Origin of the sequence: Halomonas sp. IOP_6 (assembly GCF_021151565.1) — a bacterium.
Lineage (GTDB): Bacteria > Pseudomonadota > Gammaproteobacteria > Pseudomonadales > Halomonadaceae > Vreelandella > Vreelandella alkaliphila.
On the sequence record NZ_JAIRBO010000003.1, the window covers coordinates 61,181 to 79,866 of the forward strand.

Here is an 18,686-nt window from a genome sequence, read left to right on the forward strand (position 1 = left end):
GATTAAAAAAAGCGCAACGTTTCCCCTGTCTCATTCGAAAAAATCGAATTTATAAACAACAAAAAGCCCCGCCCTGCTGTGCTCGCAGTAACGGGGCTTTCGTCTATCGCGTCAACAAATAGCGTTTATTTCCGCTTTGGCCACGCGCTAGGATCTACTTTATTTACCAATTTAGGGAATTTACTGGGATCAAACACAGGCTCTTGACCTGCTTTCAACTGAGCGTCGTAATCACGGAACAGTGCGAAGGCAATCGGCGACAGCAGCAAAATAGCCACTAAGTTAATCACTGCCATCATACCCATTGAAAGATCGGCAAAATTCCAGATAGCACCTAAGCTCGCAACCGAGCCTATCATCACCATGCCGAGTACCGCCAAGCGATAAATCAGCACCGCAATAGGCGCACGACGGCCTGCCAAGTACTCAATATTAGATTCACCGTATGAGTAGTTAGCGATCACCGAGGTGAATGCAAACAGCAAGATCGCCACGGCAATAAACATACCGCCCCAATCACCCACATGGCTAGAGAGCGCTATTTGGGTAAGCTGAATACCGTTGTTTTCTTCGCCAGCCAGCAGCTCGGGCCCAGCCATAATGATGATGGCCGCAGTGGCAGTACAAATGACCAAGGTGTCTAAGAACACGCCCAGCATTTGAATAAAACCCTGTGCAGCAGGATGGTCTGGCCGAGTGCTGGCGGTCGCGGCAGCATTGGGCGCCGACCCCATACCCGCCTCGTTAGAAAACAGACCACGCTGAATACCGTTCATAATGGCTTGAGAAATGGCATACCCCATTGCGCCACCAGCCGCTTGCTCTAAACCAAACGCACTTTTAATAATGGTCATAAAGGCAGCGGGCAAATCGCTGATATTGAGCGCCACCACCGTGAGAGCCAGCAGCAAATACAACAGTGCCATCAGCGGCACCACTAACTCAGCTACTTTAGCAATCGACTTCAGGCCGCCAAATATAATGGGCGCAACCACCGCCATCAGAACTAACCCCATGGCCCAGGTGGGAATGGCAAATGCCTGTTCCATGGCCTGGGCGATGGAGTTGGCCTGTACGCTGTTAAACGCCAACCCGAACGCGATGATCAAGCAGATTGAAAACAGCACTGCCAGCCAGCGAAGCCCCAGGCCACGTTCAATATAGCGAGCCGGGCCACCACGGAAGGTGTTATCACCGTGATCAACTTTATAGGCCTGGGCTAGAGTGGACTCCACAAAACTGGTCGCCATACCCACCATGGCGGTCATCCACATCCAAAAGATCGCGCCGGGACCACCAAAATAAATCGCTACCGCCACACCAGCTAGGTTACCGGTACCTACCCGTGCCGCCAGACTGGTGGAAAGTGCCTGAAAAGAAGAGATACCGCCGTTAGATTGACGTGAACTGCGCAGCAGTTTGAACATGTGCCCGAAATAACGTACTTGGATACCGCGGGTCATGATAGTGAAGTAGAGGCCAGCACCGATCAGCAGGTAGATCAGCACACTGCCCCATAGCAGTCCGTTGCCGCGATCAACCATCGCCGTCAACAGAGGAGGAAGAGTAAAATCCATATATAACGCGCCTTTTGTATAACAGTGGAGGCGCCTCATTCTTCACGGCTGCACCAAAATGGCAAGAAAAATGGAAAAATTCCTATCAGACAGCCATTACCACTAACTAAATTGGTCTCATTAGCCGCGCTTAAACGCCGAATATGATTTCATCCTGTTACGCCTCTAACGTATGCTGTCGCTTTTTAGTACCAGCGACGAGGAAACAGATGTCACGCACGTTACTAAAAGGCATTGGGCTAGTCGTTGTAGTAGTAATGCTGGGTATCATGTGGCGCTGGCTTCAGCAGCAAGGCTTACTCACCGAAACCCACCTGACCGAGTTAGCGTCCACCATCAGTCAATGGAAGCAAGCTCCCTGGATGTTTGTCGCCGTGATAGCCGTTTATACCGGCTCGCTACTGATCATGTTTCCATTAAGCCTGCTAGTCGTATTGACCGGCCTACTGTTTGGACCGCTTTGGGGACTGGCTTATGCCACGCTGGGTACGCTTAGTTCTTCGGTAGCGTCTTACTGGGTAGGCCATTGGATGGGGCGCGATGCACTAATGCGCTATGGCGGACGCCATTTGCGTGGGCTTTCCGGCTACTTATCCAGGCGCGGCATTCGCACCATGACGGTGATCAATCTGTTGCCCTTGGCCCCTTTCACGCTCACCAATATGCTGGCCGGCGCGTTTCATCTTAATTTTCGCGACTACATGATCGGTTCGACCTTGGGAATTGTGCCTGGGCTCGCGGCAGTAATACTGCTAGGAAGCCAATTGGGCGCACTATTCACCGCGGCGTCTCATCAAGAATTAGCGTGGGCGGTAATAGGCCTTGGCGCTGGCGTGGGGCTGCTATGGTTGCTAAAGCGAGTAGCGACCTCTCGGTCTAGCAAAAACAACAACGACACAGCCTAAAGTGTGGGCTATTTCGCGTAATACTTGGCCAGTACTTCGGCATAGAAATGCGCGACCGCCCCTGCAAACTTAGCGATATCATAGTCGTTAGCAAATATTTTTGCCTGCTTGCCCAGGGTAACCCGCAACGCGTTATCCTCGGCTAACGCCATCACCCGCTGACCCCACTTTTGCCGATTTTGCGGCGTTTTATAGCCATTAAAGCCATCACGCACTACGTCATCAATACCACTAGAGCGTACCGCAACAACTGGCAAGCCTGCGGCCATGGCTTCTAAAATCACCATGCCTTGAGTTTCAGAAGTAGATGCAAACACAAAGATGTCACCTAAGTGGTAATAGCGTGCCATATCCTCCGGCGGCACAGCGCCCACCAAGGTCACTTGCTCCTGCAACGCCAACGCTTCTATATGCTGCTGAATGGTTTGTCGATCTGGGCCATCACCAATTAACAACAAGCGCAACGACTGGCTCCCCTGGCTTTTCAACTCCGCCAATGCCTCCAGCATAAAACCAATATTTTTTTCTTGGCTAATTCTCGAGACACTCACCAACACCGTATCGGCTGGGTCGATGGAAAGCTGATGGCGCAGCTCTTCCAACGCATCACGATCTGTGTCGGCGAATCGCGCCGCATCAATGCCCGTAGGCTGTATCAGCGTCGGTGTTTTCACCCCAATCATGCGCAGATACTCTTCTGCCGAGTAGGTGGGCACGATGACGCCTTGGCAACGGTTAGAGAAGTGTTTGATCAACGAATGGGAAATCAAATTACGAAACAGAGCCCCAGGAAGCGGCACAAAGTGTGCGTAATGCTCTAACCGCGTGTGATAGGTATAGACAACCGGCACACGTAGCCGGCGCCCCATCCATAGCCCCATCGACCCCAGCCAAAAAGGATGATGGACATGGATAATATCCGGTTTAAAGCGGTGCAGGCAGCGGCGAAAACGTGCACTAAACGGATTGGTCAAACGGAACTCACGCTTTTCACCAAAGGCCATCATAGTGGGTACACGCAAGATCGTATCATCGTCTTGCCACGCTTCCCGATAACGGGGCACCAACAACTGCACCTGATGTTTTAACTCGCTAAGCCCCTGACGAAGTCGCTCCACGGAAACCGACACACCGGATACGAACGGGAAATAGTTATTCGATATCATCGCCACCCGCAGGGGCTTCTCTAGATACGGTGTTGGATCGATATCAAAATCTGGGTAATAGTGGCGCTCTTCAAAAATCAGTCGGTACAAGCGCATCGCCAGTAGTGACAACACTCCGACAATGAGCAGGAAGCGAGGGTAGCTGACGTAAAAAAACGCATAAACCGTTGAGGCAACGCTGCTTAGCATACGCCACCAGCCTGGACTATCCACATTCAGCCGAACGGGCGTTATTGTCACATTTTCGCCATTTACCTCGACCACCACATAGTGATGAAACCTGTCATTTGCATCCATCAAAATGCCGCCAGCACCACCCGTGGTGACGTAATCCACCCCATTTACCGTTTGGTGTGAATAAAGCGACAGGTTTGCCGAAAACACGCTGTCCACCGCATACTGCTCCGACAGGCGCATAATACCTTCACTCAACCGTGGATCATTGAGGTAATTATCGGCTTCAAATAAGGGCGCATCGCTAATCACGTTATGCAGTGGCAAGCCAATGAACAAAAACCGATGCTGCGCTTCCGAGGCAGCCAGCTCGCGCTCTAACCAATCTAGCTGCCATGAGGTAGACGACTTACCCGTGCCATCCAAAAAGATGAAATGGCTGTTACCCGCAACAAAGGAATAAAAATGCGGGCCAAAGTATTCATAGAAAAGATAACTGCCAAAATCATTGCTTTCATGGTCACCGTAAGTCAGCACATACGGCACGTTTAACTGCTCTAAGCTTTGGTAAATCGCCTTGTAACTCTCCTGCTGCCCCCCACTCACTGCGTTCCCCGCTGACACCATAAAATCAATATCGCTTTGGTTCAGCCTGGGAATAATTTCATCCTGAAACACATTCACTGAATTATTGATATTACCTACCACCGCAAAACGGTAGGTGTTTCGTCCAGCGAGTTGCTCACGGATATCCGCTACTTCTCTAGTGTGCAATGCCTCAAATTTAGGCTCAGCCACATAGAGCCATATTTGGTGAATAACCAGCCCCGCCACCAGCGCGAGGTTGAGCACAAACAGAAGTCTCAGCCAGCGCTGACGAGTCAGGCGAAAAGAGCGTCGAAGCATGTAGAGGCGCTTATTGAATAGAAAACGTTAGAAAAGAAAGAGATCGGATGTTCAATTCGCTTCACGACCGTTTATCGTTGCCAACAAACGGCGCGAACCTCCTTGCTCTCGATGCTCACCTAACCACAACCCCTGCCAGGTGCCCAGCGCCAAGCGGCCATCACGTATGGCTAGCGTCAGCTGAGTACCCAGTAAGCTAGAGGCGACATGAGCAGGCATATCGTCGGGGCCTTCAAGAGTGTGGCGAAAATAGCTTAGTCCTTCAGGTACTAAGCGGCGGATAAAGGCATCCAGGTCGTGACGGACATCAGGATCGGAGTTTTCATTTAGCGTAAGTGAGGCAGAGGTATGCATTAACTGCAGATGCAGTAGCCCTTGACTGCACTCGGCCAAGCACGGCAATGCCCTGGCGATTTCATCCGTAATTAGATGAAAGCCCCTAGGCATTTCGGGTAAGTGAATCTCTTGTTGATGCCACATAAACACTCCTTTGTTGTAGGTATTGTAAGGGCTTACTCGGTACAGAAATACCATAGCCTATTTTCACTTCCTTCCGGCAATAGCACCTCCAAAAGAAACCGTTAATAGCGCTTATTTCGCCATACTGATAGATTTAACACTTATATACCATGCAGTCATTAGGAGCGTGTAATGCTCATTTCCGCCCAAACACCAAAGAAGAAAGTGGGGAAAATTGCTGGGCTTATGGCCTTCAGTAGCCTTGTATTAACTGGCTGCACCGGCATTCCTGACGGCACCGAGCCTGTCACGGGCTTTGAACTTAACCGCTATTTAGGTCAGTGGTATGAAATCGCCCGCCTGGATCACTCCTTTGAACGAGACTTAGACTGCGTAACGGCTAGCTACAGCCTACGTGACGATGGCGGCGTGCGCGTTATCAACCGGGGCTACAATCTCACAGAGCAAGAATGGAATGAAGCTGAAGGCCGCGCCTACTTTATTGACGAAGAAAACATCGGGCGGTTAAAAGTCAGCTTCTTTGGCCCTTTTTATGGCGGCTATAACGTTTTAGAACTGGATGAAGACTATCAGTGGGCGCTGGTATCAGGCCCCAACCGCGATTACCTATGGATTCTCTCGCGTACGCCAGTCATGGAAAGCGCGGTGGAAGAGCAACTACGCCAGCGCGCCGCCGAGCTTAATTTCCCCACTAATGAATTGATTGACGTCGTACAAGATCAAACCTGCCCCGAACGCTAATCACAGAAGGAGCCACTATGGCCCACCGCATTGCAGTCATCGCTGGCGACGGTATTGGCACCGAAGTCATGCCCGAAGGCATTCGCGCCCTGGAAGCTGCCGCAAAGCGTTTCAACATTGACCTAGCATTCACAACGTTTGAATTTGGCAGCTGTGACTACTATCTAGAGCACGGTAAAATGCTGCCCGACGACTGGTTCGAGCAGCTCAAGGATTTTGATGCGCTGTTTTACGGTGCCGTCGGCTGGCCCGACAAAGTGCCCGACCATATTTCACTGTGGGGCTCGTTGCTACAGTTTCGTCGCCAGTTTGACCAGTACATCAACTTACGCCCCTGCAAACTGATGCCGGGCATCAAAAGTCCATTAGCAGGCCGCGAGCCAGGCGATATCGACTTTTACGTAGTGCGCGAAAACACCGAAGGCGAGTATTCAAGTGTCGGCGGCAAAATGTTCGAAGGCACCGAGCGTGAAATTGTTCTTCAAGAGACGGTGATGAGCCGCGTCGGCGTCGACCGAGTGCTGAAGTATGCGTTTGAGCTTGCGCAAACCCGTCCGCGTAAAAAGCTCACCTCGGCCACCAAGTCCAACGGCATCTCAATCACCATGCCCTACTGGGATGAGCGGGTAGCCGAAATGGCCAAGCAGTATCCCGACATTGCGGTGGATAAATTCCACATCGATATTCTGACCGCTAATTTTGTACTGCACCCAGACTGGTTTGATGTGGTGGTCGGCAGCAACCTGTTTGGCGATATTCTTTCAGACCTTGGCCCCGCCTGCACCGGCACTATCGGCATTGCGCCCTCTGCTAATATCAACCCGGAAGGCACGTTACCCAGCCTGTTTGAACCGGTTCACGGCAGCGCACCAGACATCGCTGGCAAAGGTATTGCTAACCCTATTGGCCAAATCTGGTCCGGTGCCATGATGCTAGAGCACCTGGGCTATCAAGAAGCCGCCGATACGATGGTGAAAGCCATTGAAGACGTGTTGAGCGAAGGCAATAGCCAAGTACTCACACGAGATATTGGCGGGCTAGGCAATACGCTAAGTCTGGGTCAAGCGATTGCTGAACGTATTAGCGGCTAACCAAAAATGCCTCACTGTAAAAACAGTGAGGCATTGCGTTTCAAGCGTGTTGGCAAACGGGCGTTAGCTCGCCAGCTTCGCAGTAATTTCCGCGACATGCTTACCTTGGAAATGGGCAATTTTTAGCTCGCGATCATCCGGCTGACGTGAACCGTCGCCACCAGCAAGCGTGGATGCGCCATAGGGTGTTCCACCGCTCACTTTGGAAATATCAAACTGCTCTTCAATACCATAGCCAATCGGCACAATCACCATGCCGTGATGGGCTAACGTTGTCCAGGTGGAAGTAATGGTCATTTCATCACCGCCGCCGGTCCCAGTAGAGGTAAACACACTAGCCACCTTGCCGCGCAGCGCGCCCTTGGCCCACAACCCACCGGTTTGATCTAAGAAGGTACGCATCTGGCCAGCCATATTGCCGAACCGCGTTGGCGTGCCAAAAATGATTGCGTCGTAGTCAGCAAGCTCTTGTGGCGTCGCTTCTGGCGTCGTGAAGTCCTGCTTACCGCCAGCATTCTTGAAAGCTTCTTCTGGCATAGTCTCAGGTACACGTTTAACGGTAACTTCAACACCATCAACGCTTTCAGCGCCCTCTGCCACCGCGGCAGCTAGCGTATCAATATGTCCGTACATGGAATAATAAAGAACTAATACCTTTGTCATTACTCACTCCTTGTAGTGTTTTCTGGTAGTGCTGTGTCTTGCCCCTTTCAGGTTTATGAAAAGGGTTTATGAAAAAGGCTTATGAAAATCTGTTAATAAAATAGCTCAGCCTAGCGTAGAAAAAAGCGAATGTTTTCGATGCTCTCCTTCGATTTTATCGATTAGCACCCTTTAATATACATCAATGAGCATGGATACTTTTTGCGCTTAATTTTCATGTTCGCACCTGCGTTTTTCATGCTATCGACGTCCCCCCTTGTGGTTAAGCTTCAGCGTGTTAAAGGTACAACATTACAAAAAGCTGACGCTCCCTGCTCAAGGAAAACTTCATGCTTGGCCAATGGCTTGATTGGACTCTCGATGACAAACACCCTTCTCCGCGGTCCGGCCGCTTTGGCAGCGGCACCTATCAATTACATGCACCGGGGATTTTAGAGATAACCCCGGCGACCGTTCGCCCAGCGGCTCACGCTTGCGTGTTTTCTGCTGCGATACACGGTAACGAAACGGCCCCCGTGGAACTGTTGGGTAACTGGCTATCTGCGATAGAGGCCGGCACGGTCACCATTGGTGCTCCCGTACTAGTGATTTTAGGCAACCTACCTGCCTTAAAGGCCCAGCAGCGGTTTATTAAGACGAACCTCAACCGCTTATTTCAGCGCGAACTCGCCGAAACAGGCGAAGAACCTGATCGGGCTCGCGAGTTAATGTCAGCGGTAGACGGTTTTTATAATCGTCATCAGGCACTCCCTAAACTCCACTACGATTTACACACGGCTATTCGCGGTAGCCTATATACTCGCTTTGTCGTAGAGCCGTTCGCAGAAACCATGATCAATCCAGAGCAGTGGGAATGGCTTGCGGCGGCGGATATGCAAGCGGTGCTACACCAACACCAGCACAGTTGGACGTTTTCTCACTACAGTAAGCACTACCATGCTGCCCAAGCCTTCACTTTCGAATTAGGCCGCGTTGCGCCCTTTGGAGAAAACGATATGGCTGCATTAGCGCCGATGTTAACGCTTATTAGCGCGCTTAGCGCTGGGGAGCAGCCACCTAAAAAGCCCGCTGAAACGATGAGGTTTTTCCAAGTTCAACATGAGCTAATGCGTCAGGCAGAAACCTTTTGTCTCTGTTTCGATGAAGATGTCCCCAATTTCAGCCGCTTTGAGCCGGGCACTTGTCTCGCCAAAGATAGCGTAGCGGGTGATTTTATTGTTGGGGACACGCCTTTGCATGTGGTATTTCCCAATGCAAAGGTAGAGATTGGTGCACGGGCAGCACTACTAGTTGTCCCCTCTCACGCCAGCTAACGACCTACGCATCATATCAAGAAAATTTGTTAAAAAACGCTTTAACAACAATAACGTAGAGGCTTTTCAAGGCTTATCAATGTATGTTGAAACGAACGTTTTTCTTATTAATCGCATAAGGAAAGCACGCAATATGCACAAGGCCTGATAGAATCGCCCCTTTTTTCGCGCCAGCCGTCTATCAAGCACGTGTTTTAAACCTGTTGCTGATGCGGCAACCCTGTACTGGAGCCACTGTTATGGCTGATACGCCTACCCCTCTTGAAGTGCGCAATATAAAAAAGCGCTTTGGCGATACAGAAGTTCTCAAAGGCCTCTCTCTCGAAGCTCAAAAGGGTGATGTCATCACTCTCATTGGTGCATCAGGGTCTGGCAAAAGTACCTTCTTGCGCTGTATGAACCTCCTGGAACAACCTGACGAGGGTGAATTGTTCGTTCATGGCGAGCAGATTCGCTTTAAAACGACCAGACATGGCCGCGAACCTGCCGATTGGAAACAAGTCGTGCAAATGCGTGCCAAGCTGTCGATGGTTTTCCAGAGCTTCAACCTATGGGCCCACATGACGTTGCTTGAGAACATTATCGAAGCACCTATTCATGTCTTGGGAAAACCCAAAAAAGAAGCTATCGAACACGCACGTGCACTGCTCGAGCGCGTTGGGCTAAGCGCACGCGCTGATGCCTACCCGGCGCAAATGTCGGGTGGACAGCAACAGCGCGGTGCAATTGCCCGAGCGCTCGCGATGGATCCCGAAGTAATGCTGTTTGATGAGCCAACGTCGGCGCTTGACCCAGAACTGGTCGGCGACGTTTTGAAAGTAATGCACGGCTTAGCCGATGAAGGGCGCACCATGGTGGTGGTCACTCACGAAATGAGCTTTGCCCGCGATGTATCCAGCAAAGTAATTTACCTACACCAAGGCTTGGTAGAAGAAGCTGGCGCGCCTGCTGATGTGCTGGGCAACCCGCAATCACCGCGCTTAAAGCAATTTCTGGCCCCCAAATATTGATCAGCGAGGCACACCATGCTTGATTTGCAAGGTTATGGCCCCCGCCTGATCGAAGGGGCGGGCGTTACCATTCAATTAGCGGTTCTGTCGCTTATTCTAGCCATTTTACTTGGCTTGTTAACGGCGACTGCCAAAATGTCACGCAACTGGTTCCTGCACCGCACTGCGACGGTATACACCACCGTTATTCGCGGCGTACCGGACTTGGTGCTGATGATGCTGCTGTTCTTTGGTGGTCAGATCGGTGTTAACGCCATTAGCGATATGCTTTATGACCATTATGACATTGATATCTATATTAATTTCAATGCGTTCGCGGCGGGTGTTCTCACTATTGGGTTCATTTTTGGTGCTTACATGGGTGAAACTTTCCGCGGCGCTTTCATGGCAGTGGATAACGGCCAGATTGAAGCGGGAAAAGCGTACGGCATGAGCAGCGCTTTGGTATTTCGGCGTATTCGCTTTCCGCAAATGATGCGCCACGCACTCCCTGGCTTATCTAACAACTGGATGGTGCTGCTTAAAACAACGGCACTGGTATCAGTGATCGGTTTGACGGATATGGTTCGCGTCGCTGCGGAGGCTTCCCGAGCCACCCATGAACCCTTTACTTTCTTACTTCCCGTCGCAGCGGCTTACTTGCTGATTGCTAGCGTATCCGAGTGGATCTTCGTGCGGCTACAAAAACGTTACGACATTGGCTTTGGGGGGCAATGAGATGCTGGATATTTCTGCGTGGTTCAACGACCTGCTAGCTGGCAACGTAATTTTCACCCCAGATACGTTAGGCTACTACTGGGAAGGGCTAGTTACGACAACCCAACTGGTATTCCTTTCTTTGGTAGCGGGCTTAATACTGGCAGTGCCACTTGCCGTTATGCGCAGCTCAAAGCATAAATGGATTAGTTTACCCATCTATTTTTACACCTATGTCTTTCGTGGCACGCCACTGCTGATTCAGCTATACATCATTTACTATGGCGTGGTGTTTGTTGATGGCATTCAGGAAACATTTTTGTGGCCAATCCTGCGGGAAGCTTTCTACCCCGCGCTGATTGCCTTCACGCTTAATACGGCGGCCTATACGACTGAGATTTTCCGAGGGGCTATCAAAGCGACATCCAAAGGGGAAATTGAAGCTGCCAGGGCTTACGGCATGTCACAAAACCTCATGATGCGGCGTATTATTCTGCCCAGCGCTTTCCGACGTGCCCTGCCCGCCTATGGCAACGAAGTTATCTTTATGCTGCATGCCAGCGCCATTGCCAGCGTCGTCACGCTAATGGATCTGACAGGGGCTGCACGCTTCGTTTATGCCCGCTTCTACGCACCGTTTGATGCTTTCTTATTTGTAGCAGTGATCTATCTTTGCCTCACATTTGCCATTTTGTACTTCTTCCGTTTCCTGGAGAAAAAGCTGTTGGCCCACTTAAGGCCGCAAAACACTTAGTACCAAGAGCACCGTATCAATAACACCGTACCAAGAGCACTTAACAACAAAAGCATCGAGTAATAAAAACAGCCTCGTTTGTTGTACCGTCAAACAAACGTTGGTTCATAGCAACGCTCCCTCTTTTCGTTCGCCCTAACCTAGGGTACGTTAAAGGGGATCACCTCTAGTGAACCTGCTTTCTACGGAGTATAAGAATGAAGAAACTACTAACAGTATCTGTGCTTGGTTTAGCCATTGCTGCCGCCTCTTCTGCCCAAGCGCGGGATTACGATCATGTGCGCATTGGTGTTGACGTCCCCTACGAACCAATGGAATACCGCACAGCCGATGGTGAACTGACCGGTTTTGATATCGACCTTGGCAACGCCCTTTGTGATCAGATGGGCGTGACCTGTGAGTGGGTCGAGCAAGAATGGGATGGCATTGTTCCTGGCCTTCTATCGCGCAACTACGATGCCATCATGTCGTCGATGACCATCAACGAAGAGCGGCGCCAGACACTGCTCTTCTCCGACCCCTATATCACCATGCCCGGCGCCTGGTTCGCTCCAGCAGACAGCGACCTAGAAGAGGCTACAGTGGAAACCCTTGAGGGTTTATCCATCGGCGTACAGCGCGGCACCACCTATGATAACTTCGCCACCGATACCTTTGGCGATACCGCTACTATCAACCGCTACTCCACCGCCGATGACATGGTGCTGGATATGGATGCAGAGCGCCTGGACGCTGTCTTCCTGGAGTTTTCAGTGGGCAAATCTACCCTGCTTGAAAACGAAGATAGCGACTACAAAGTGGTCGGAGAGATGGTTACCGAGCCCAAGGAAGTTTTCGGTGAAGGTTTTGGTATCGCCTTCCGTCAGCGTGACGAAGCCCTTGCTGAGAAATTCAACGAAGCCCTTGCTGAGTTGAAAGAAGACGGCACTTACGACGAAATTTTCGCTCGCTACTTTGGCGAAGAGTAAGCGCTAGCAGCATGTGTATGCCTCCCCCTATCGGGGAGGCTTATACCGCGAGAAGCTATCATGCACACTTACTCTTCTTTCAGTGCCATTATGGTTGCAAATACCAGTTCTAGGCACTCTCCTCCCAGGCACTAGCGGTGATATCGCCTGCTTTTAGCTGAGCTAATGGTTCGACGAATAGCCTTCCCCTTTTTGCCACGCCCGTGCCACCTAACGCCTCTAGCGTGATTCTGTAATGTACAATTTTGTAGACAAAAGCTGAGATTTAACTGCTACAAAGCGACTCGTTCCGCAGCTTCCGTGGCCAACTTTCGTAGCGCCGTTTTCACATGGTCAGTTCGACCCTCCCCTGTGCCCGTGCCACGGCTTCGGCACGAGCGAGCGCCTGGCGGGCGATGTCGAGGCGGCCTGCCTCTTGGGCCAGCCCAGCACGCAGTCGGTGAAGCTCGGCGAGGTACCAGCGCTCGCCGCTCGCCCGGACTATTGCGAAAGCCTGACGCAAGGCGTGCATCCCTGCGACTGGATCACCCATGTTCCCCGCAACCTCTGCGGCGAGTCCGTGGCAGAAGGGTAGCGTGATCCTGACGCCCATCGCACTGAAGGCCGAGAGCCCCTTCGCAATCCGCGAGGCCCCGGTTGTGTCGCCGGACATTGCCTGCGCCCAGCCTGCCAGCATCTCGCCTGCATCGCCCCAAACGGGCACTGCCTCAGTCCGGCACAGAGCGACTAACGCTTCTGCCCGGTCACGGGTTAGTTCAATATCGCTACGTAGACGTGCGCAAACCGCTCCGCACCAGAGCATCTGGGCGCGCCCGAAGGCGGCGCCCAATCGGTCGGCACGCGCACTGCCAGCGGCGAGGTGCCGCTCTGCCTCTGCCGAGGCACCGGTTAATTCGGCGACACAGGCCGCGTACTGGCGACATACAACCTCTGGGTCCTCACCGAAGAGGACATTACCGTCCTGCTCGGCATATCGCGGCGCGATCTCCAGCACAGCGGCAATTTCCACGGTGCAGGCCGGTAGGGCGCCGGTGAAAAACCGGGTCTGTCCGACGGCATTATGGGCTACCATCGCCATATGGGCCGGAGCCTGCCCCGCGAGTGCCTGCAGCCCTAGCGCGAGATCTTCGGCACGGGTCAGTTCAGCCCTCGTCAGATGATCGTTCCAGAGCCCTGCGAGAACTGGGATCGTCGTGGCGGGATCACCGACCTCGGCGGCTAGTTGACCCGCGCGGCGGTAGACCTCCCGAAGCTCTTCCGCAGTAAATCCATCTGAGGCGATGAGCGCCGCCCCGAGCCCGAGCAGGGCGTCGAGTTCGGTCGCGCGGTCGGCCTCAGGCTTCGCCGTACCGGTCCCGCTGCCTCGAGTCAGCAGATCCCGTGCACGGCGGAACTGTTCTGCTGCATCCATGGGGGCGCCGCGCGCCTGCGCACGCCGCCCCGACAGCACGCGATAGTGTGCGGCGCGCGGCCAGTCGGCGCCACGTTCAAAGTGATCGGCCAGCATGGGGGCGATCTCGCCCGCTGTGTGACCGTGGCTGATCTCCAACCGCAGACCGACCCTTCGGTGCGTACCTTGCCTGTTTGCTGCAGGCAGCCCATCGTAGAGCGCTTCGTGATGTAGCGCGTGCCGGAAGGCGTAGCGCGTGGCTACCGCTCCGTCAGGCCGATGGCTGAGTCCCGCGCGGGTGATAAACCGTCGGTTCCGCGCGAGGTGCTCCAGCTGCCGCTCCGCCGCTTCCACCCCGTCGCGGTTATCGGCTAGATCGATGGCGGAAAAGGTCGGTCCCGCCACGCTGGCGGTTTCAAGCAAGCTGCGTTCCTCGGCCAGCAGGCGGCTGGTGCGTTCGGTCTCGATCAGGGTGCGGACACTTGGAGCGATGGCTGCGACCAGCGCTTCGGGTGTGGAAGAAAGCTGCCAGCCGGCCTCGCTGCGCCACACAAGGCCTTGCGCCTGCCAAAAGTCTGCCGCAGCATCAACGAGCATGGCATGGCCCTCGGTTCGGTGGGCGAGGGCCTGCGCCAAATCGGGAGGAAAGGAGTTGCCCTGGAACCGTTCTGCAAGGTATCCAAACACTGCCGACTCATCGAGACCTCCAAGGGTGATCAACCTGCAGTCTGGCTGCCGACTTAGCTGACTCAGTGTTGTCGCAAGTGTCCCAGCTCGATCTAGTTCGTCATCCCTATAGCTACCCAGAACCAGTAATCGCGCCGGTGTGCGTTGTAGCCCCCAAGCCGCTAGCCAGGCTAGCGTGCTGGGGTCTGCCCAGTGCAGATCCTCTAGCACGAGAACGCCAGGGCGGCCACGGGTCAGCCGCTCCATCAGCTCCGAGAACTCCCGCAGCATTGAGTCGCGGTGAGTACGATCCAACGCTTCCGCCTCCAAGCGACGCCCGGGTTGTTGCTTGACCCAAGAGGGAGCGACGAGTGGCAGAAGTCGCGCCAGCGTGGCCCCCTCAGGCCCGACCATGAGTTGCGTCAACACATCCATCAGCAGCCCGTAGGGTTCGCGTGCGCCAGGGTGAGCGATGGCCTGCCCCCGGGCGATCCACAGCGGCGTGCGCTGGGATAAGCTAGCCTCAAATGCTTCCAGAAGGCGTGTCTTGCCGGCTCCTGCCTCGCCTGAAATCAACGCCATCGCCCGTCGACCGCGCTTGACGGCGTCGGCCCTTTCACTCAGAACTTCCAGCTCTTTATCCCGCCCGAGGCAGAGCACTGTTGGCGCCGCCATAAGCCCCTCTGGCGCAGCGCCGATCAGCGGGATCGGGCGCGTCAGCCGGTAGCCCCGGCGGCCCACGGTCTCGATCAGCCCGATGGCTTGGGCGTTGTCGTCCAGCATCCGGCGTAATTCGCGGATGCATTGTTTGGGCCCTGCCTCGTTGCCATGGCTATTGCCCCATATCATGCGCCGCAAATCAGCCGTGCTGACCACTTCGCCTTGCTGCTCCACCAGTGCCACCAGAACAGACAGTGTCTTGGGGCGCAAGCGCACCTGTACGTCGCCGCACAGCAGAATGCCTTCGCTTAGGTTTACCTTGATATCTTTCGAAATCATGCCGTAGGGGGCCTCGAAACTGGCTACCCCAGGCCATAGCACACGAATGGCGGCAGCCGTTAGGTAAGGGGCATAAGGGGATTAGTAGAGCGCAAATTATACCCATATTGCACTTTAATTGAACTTTACATTTCTTTGTTTGCAATCATAAATGGGCTATCTTCGCTTTCGAAGCAATCCAAGCAGAAAGTGCATAACAGACAAGGAACAGGCACATGACAGCGATTCGGATCCATCACAGAACAACTCGTCGGTTTCGGCCCGGCCTCTCGGTTTGCACCGTGGCTTTTGCCCTCGCGGCCCCCGTTGCGGCGCAGGCTCAGGCTCAAGATCAGGCGCACCAGTTCTGCGTGACCGACCCGGCAGCAGTAACAGCCCGTGCAGCCATCACGCTACCCGACACGCCGCTGCCTGAGGCGCTGGCCGACGCGCTTGATGCGGCCGCACGTGGGGCGCTGGACGGGGCCGCTGCACCGGGGATTATTGCGGGCGTTGTCACACCCGAGGGCCGGTGGAACGGTGCCTGGGGCGTTGCGGACCCCGAAACTGATGCGGCGATGGAAGTCGGCATGCACACACGGATCGGATCGGTCACTAAGACTTTCACCGGCACCGCCCTGATGCAGCTGGCCGAAGCTGGTAAGCTGTCGCTCGATGATACGATCGACCAGTATGTGTCAGGCGTTCCCAACGGCGACATCATTACCCTGCGCCATCTGGCCAGCATGACCAGCGGCCTGCTGAGCTATACGCAGGCGGACCCTTTCCTTGATCAGTTCTTCGCGGATCCTAGTCTGCACTATACGCCGCAGGACCTGCTTGATTTTGCCTTCCCTGGCTCGCCTATCTTTGCGCCGGGGGAAGAGTTCAATTATTCGAACACCAATACCGTGCTGCTGGGTCTCGTGATCGAACAGGTGGCTGGGCAAGATATCGACACTGTCTTTACTTCGATGATCCTGGACCCGCTGGGCCTGACACAGACCATCGGTCCTGACGGTGCTGCCCTCATGCCAGAACCTTATCCGCAGGGATTTACTCTGCAAGGTGATGCTGCCACGCCGGCTGCGCCCTCGAACGCGACGCATTGGGACCCGTCCTGGGGATGGACGGCAGGCGGAATGATCTCGACCCTCGATGACCTGCTGATTTATGGACGCTCCCTCGGTACAGGCAAGGGCCTGTTGGGCGCGGAGGCACAGCAGCAGCGTCTGCGGTCCTTCCCCGAGCCGGCGGGCTACGGCATCGCCATGGGCTGCGTTGACGGCTGGGTCGGCCACACGGGTGAGCTGCCAGGCTACAACACGACGGTGTTCTACGATACGACGACGGACACAACGGTAGTCGTTCAGGCCAACAGCGACATCCCTTCGGGCGATTGTGGGGATGAGGACGTGCTGCCGGACAACCCCGCTGACCTTGCGTGCAGCTCGCCCGCGAGTCGCGTGTTTGAAGCGCTATCCGTTGCCCTCGGGCATCCGTTTTCAATGACACCGACGGCCTCAGCAGAGTGAGCACGCTGACATTGCTGTTCCAGCACAGCCGGTCCTCAGCTCTCCGCTTGGGTGCTGTCGCTCTGCTTTGTGCCTGTTACGCGGGCCCGGCGTTGTCGCAGGGCTTGCCGGACGTCAACCGCATCCTATCTGGGCAAACTGTCATCCTACAGCGCTATGAACCGCCGCCTCAGGTGGGCCGTGTCGCCATCGGCGTGCAGGACGAGCGCGACAAGATCGACCTGGAGCGTGCCAAAAGCATCCGTATTCGCCTGGCTTCGGTGAGCGTTGATGGGGCGCGAACCCTACCTTTGTCGACGTTGACGCCGATCTGGCAGGGTCGAATCGGTGCCGAAATCACGTTGGCTGATCTTTACCTCATGGCAGATGCTGTTGACGCGGCCTATCTCGCTGCGGGCTATTTTTCCAAGACAGTGGTGCCGGTGCAGGATTTTTCTGACGGACAGATCCGGCTGCAGGTATTTGAAGGCTATGTCGACCGCATCGAGATCAACAGTCATATTCCTGGCATCGAGACACGGTTGGCACCCTACCTGCAACGTATTCTCGACATGCATCCTATTCGGGTAAAGGCGGCCGAGCGTGAACTGTTGTTGATGAGTGATCTTGCCGGACTTTCGATTGAAGGGACTTTTGTGCGCCCCGAAGGCGCGACGGGCGGCGGGGTGCTGCGCCTGGAGATCGGACAATATCGCAGCTCAGGAATGATCGGACTCGACAATCTGGGATCCGACACCGTTGGCCCATTACAAATGGCCGGTGTGGTGACCTTTAACGATGTCCTGAACCAGTTCGAGACCACCAATTTGACCGGTGTCATCACACCGCAACACCCTGACCGGATGACCTTGCTTCAAATGATGCAAAGCTATCCGCTCGGATCGAACGGCCTTAACGCGGGCTACAGTTTTGTTTACCTGCGCCAACACCCCGACGGGGGAGCCGGCGCGCCGGACATCGATGTAACATCCGCCATGGGCACGGCGTTTATGTCCTACCCGTTTCTGAGGACGCTGGACCGCTCGCTCTGGGGGCAGGCTGAACTGACGGTGCGTAACGATGACGTCGACGTTCTTGGCTCGGCCGCTGCCCGTAGCCGGATCCGCTGGGTGACGAACTCACTGCAATATAGTCAGAGCTTTGAGACATCCGAGATCAACCTCGAAGGAGCGGTGAATCTCGGCACGAACTCGGATATTGATATGGGCGCGGTGCCGGATGATTTCCACTTTGTTACCGCCGAACTGGACTACACACAGGCTTTCAGCGAGACGACGACAATGACATTACTGGCTCGCGGCCAATACGCTGGCAGGCCCCTGCCGGGCGCTGTTCAGTTCGGTATCGGCGGCGAGACGTATGGCAGAGCCTTCGATAGCGGCACTATCTCTGGCGACAAAGGTGCAGCGGCCTCGGCCCAGGTAAGCCACGAGGTCGATATCGGGCTGGCATTCCTGCCCACGCTTTCAACCTCGGCCTTCGTGGATTACGGCGCAGCCTGGTCCGACGACGTCACCGGACACATGTATCTTGGCTCCTATGGAGTAGGCCTTGGTGGAACGTTAGAGGAACGGCTGAATTTCCAGGTTATCGGTGCGCTTCCCTGGACCCGTTCTGACATAGTGGAGGACAAGGGGGGCAAGCTAATTTTCCAGCTGGCAATGCCATTCTAA

At 54.4% G+C, this 18,686-nt stretch carries 15 protein-coding genes; 10 read left to right on the top strand and 5 right to left on the bottom strand.

Going from position 1 to position 18,686, the window contains the following annotated elements; all coding sequences use genetic code 11:
• Positions 1-125: 125 nt before the first annotated feature.
• Positions 126-1,577 (bottom strand): alanine/glycine:cation symporter family protein, encoded by a 1,452-nt coding sequence (locus K7H08_RS06485; protein WP_038477018.1) that lies wholly within the window; start codon positions 1,575-1,577, stop codon positions 126-128.
• A 209-nt stretch (positions 1,578-1,786) separates the two neighbouring features.
• Between K7H08_RS06485 and K7H08_RS06490 the strand changes: the two genes are divergently transcribed.
• Positions 1,787-2,482: a TVP38/TMEM64 family protein gene (locus K7H08_RS06490; protein ID WP_038477021.1), complete on the top strand. Its 696-nt coding sequence runs from the start codon at positions 1,787-1,789 to the stop codon at positions 2,480-2,482.
• An 8-nt stretch (positions 2,483-2,490) separates the two neighbouring features.
• Here the strand turns inward: K7H08_RS06490 and K7H08_RS06495 are convergent, their stop codons facing one another.
• The gene (locus K7H08_RS06495) at positions 2,491-4,728 is read right to left on the bottom strand and encodes a glycosyltransferase (RefSeq protein ID WP_051626342.1); all 2,238 of its coding nucleotides are present in this window, start codon (positions 4,726-4,728) and stop codon (positions 2,491-2,493) included.
• Between the two features lie 51 nt (positions 4,729-4,779).
• On the bottom strand, positions 4,780-5,208 hold the full coding sequence (locus tag K7H08_RS06500; protein ID WP_038477024.1) for a secondary thiamine-phosphate synthase enzyme YjbQ: 429 nt from the start codon (positions 5,206-5,208) through the stop codon (positions 4,780-4,782).
• Between the two features lie 225 nt (positions 5,209-5,433).
• Between K7H08_RS06500 and K7H08_RS06505 the strand changes: the two genes are divergently transcribed.
• Entirely contained in the window at positions 5,434-5,949 is a 516-nt protein-coding gene (locus tag K7H08_RS06505; RefSeq protein WP_231657681.1) for a lipocalin family protein, read from the top strand.
• Positions 5,950-5,966: 17 nt separating this feature from the next.
• The gene (locus tag K7H08_RS06510; RefSeq protein ID WP_231657492.1) at positions 5,967-7,040 is read left to right on the top strand and encodes a tartrate dehydrogenase; all 1,074 of its coding nucleotides are present in this window, start codon (positions 5,967-5,969) and stop codon (positions 7,038-7,040) included.
• 63 nt (positions 7,041-7,103) lie between these two features.
• On the opposite strand, the gene wrbA is transcribed toward K7H08_RS06510, so the two are convergent.
• Positions 7,104-7,703 carry an NAD(P)H:quinone oxidoreductase gene (gene wrbA, locus K7H08_RS06515; RefSeq protein WP_231657493.1) on the bottom strand — a complete coding sequence of 200 codons (600 nt, stop codon included), beginning with the start codon at positions 7,701-7,703 and terminating at the stop codon, positions 7,104-7,106.
• A gap of 329 nt (positions 7,704-8,032) precedes the next feature.
• On the opposite strand from wrbA, the gene K7H08_RS06520 reads away from it, so the two are divergent.
• From K7H08_RS06520 to K7H08_RS06540, 5 genes are all read left to right on the top strand, one after another.
• On the top strand, positions 8,033-9,016 hold the full coding sequence (locus K7H08_RS06520) for a succinylglutamate desuccinylase (protein ID WP_231657494.1): 984 nt from the start codon (positions 8,033-8,035) through the stop codon (positions 9,014-9,016).
• 239 nt (positions 9,017-9,255) lie between these two features.
• Positions 9,256-10,026, top strand: coding sequence for an ABC transporter ATP-binding protein (locus K7H08_RS06525; protein WP_038477037.1), 771 nt, complete (start codon positions 9,256-9,258; stop codon positions 10,024-10,026).
• Between the two features lie 15 nt (positions 10,027-10,041).
• The gene (locus K7H08_RS06530; RefSeq protein ID WP_038477040.1) at positions 10,042-10,743 is read left to right on the top strand and encodes an ABC transporter permease; all 702 of its coding nucleotides are present in this window, start codon (positions 10,042-10,044) and stop codon (positions 10,741-10,743) included.
• Position 10,744: 1 nt separating this feature from the next.
• Positions 10,745-11,476 carry an ABC transporter permease gene (locus K7H08_RS06535; RefSeq protein WP_038477043.1) on the top strand — a complete coding sequence of 244 codons (732 nt, stop codon included), beginning with the start codon at positions 10,745-10,747 and terminating at the stop codon, positions 11,474-11,476.
• Between the two features lie 197 nt (positions 11,477-11,673).
• Entirely contained in the window at positions 11,674-12,444 is a 771-nt protein-coding gene (locus K7H08_RS06540; RefSeq protein ID WP_038477046.1) for a transporter substrate-binding domain-containing protein, read from the top strand.
• Positions 12,445-12,769: 325 nt separating this feature from the next.
• On the opposite strand, the gene K7H08_RS06545 is transcribed toward K7H08_RS06540, so the two are convergent.
• A complete protein-coding gene (locus K7H08_RS06545) occupies positions 12,770-15,499 on the bottom strand; it encodes an AAA family ATPase (protein ID WP_231657495.1) in 2,730 nt (909 codons plus the stop codon).
• 215 nt (positions 15,500-15,714) lie between these two features.
• Here K7H08_RS06545 and K7H08_RS06550 point away from each other — a divergent pair, with 215 nt between their 5' ends.
• Complete coding sequence (locus tag K7H08_RS06550; RefSeq protein ID WP_231657496.1) at positions 15,715-17,013, top strand: serine hydrolase domain-containing protein; 1,299 nt, start codon at positions 15,715-15,717, stop codon at positions 17,011-17,013.
• Positions 17,010-18,686, top strand: coding sequence for a ShlB/FhaC/HecB family hemolysin secretion/activation protein (locus K7H08_RS06555; protein WP_231657497.1), 1,677 nt, complete (start codon positions 17,010-17,012; stop codon positions 18,684-18,686). The genes K7H08_RS06550 and K7H08_RS06555 overlap by 4 nt, the downstream gene beginning before the upstream one ends.